This is a genomic window from Actinomadura sp. KC216, from assembly GCF_004348535.1.
In the GTDB taxonomy this organism is placed as follows: Bacteria; Actinomycetota; Actinomycetes; order Streptosporangiales; family Streptosporangiaceae; genus Spirillospora.
Window position 1 is genome coordinate 1 of the sequence record NZ_SMJX01000654.1, and the last position, 892, is coordinate 892.

General features: G+C 65.4%; 2 protein-coding genes. Both read left to right on the plus strand.

Annotated features, from left to right (window positions below):
- Complete coding sequence (locus E1264_RS46305) at nt 1–144, plus strand: hypothetical protein (RefSeq protein ID WP_347813465.1); 144 nt, start codon at nt 1–3, stop codon at nt 142–144.
- 83 nt (nt 145–227) lie between these two features.
- A partial coding sequence (locus tag E1264_RS42820) for an alpha-amylase family glycosyl hydrolase (RefSeq protein ID WP_243711531.1) occupies nt 228–892 on the plus strand: 665 nt, incomplete at its 3' end.

The window sequence follows — 892 nt, forward strand, 5'->3', positions numbered from 1 at the left end:
CTGCCCGACGACCCCGCCCGCACCTTCACCGTCACCGACCACCTCGACGGCGCCACCTACACCTGGACCCGCTCCAACTACATCCGCCTGGACCCCCACACCCAACCCGCACACATCCTCACGTTCGGGAACGGTGAGTCGTGAGCGACCCGCAGGAGCCGCGTCACCCGGACGCGCCGCAGGATCCCCCGCTGGAAATGCCGGGGGCGGTGCCGAGGGACGAGCCCATGACCGAGATCCCGCCGGACGCGATCCCGGCCTCCGCCGAACCCGTCGCGGACGCGTTCAGCCCGGAAACGCCCCGCGACCCGCACTGGTTCAAAACGGCCGTCTTCTACGAGGTATCAGTGCGGGGATTCGCCGATTCCAACCGCGACGGTTACGGCGATCTGCGCGGCCTGATCTCCAGGCTCGACCATCTGCGATGGCTCGGGATCGACTGCCTCTGGCTGCTGCCCATCTACCAATCACCGCTCAAGGACGGCGGCTACGACATCGCGGACTACACGAAAATCCTGCCCGAATTCGGTGATCTGGGCGACTTCGTGGAGTTGATCGAGCAGGCGCACGCCCGCGGGATCCGGGTCATCGCCGACCTGGTCATGAACCACACCTCCGACCAGCACCCCTGGTTCCAAGCCTCCCGCACCGACCCCGACGGCCCCTACGGCGACTTCTACATGTGGAACGACACCGACACAAAATACCCCGACGCCCGCATCATCTTCATCGACACCGAAACCTCCAACTGGACCTACGACCCCATCCGCGGCCAGTACTACTGGCACCGCTTCTTCTCCCACCAACCCGACCTCAACTACGACAACCCCCACGTCCAAGACGCCATGCTCGAAAACCTCCGCTTCTGGCTCGACCTCGGCATCGACGGCTT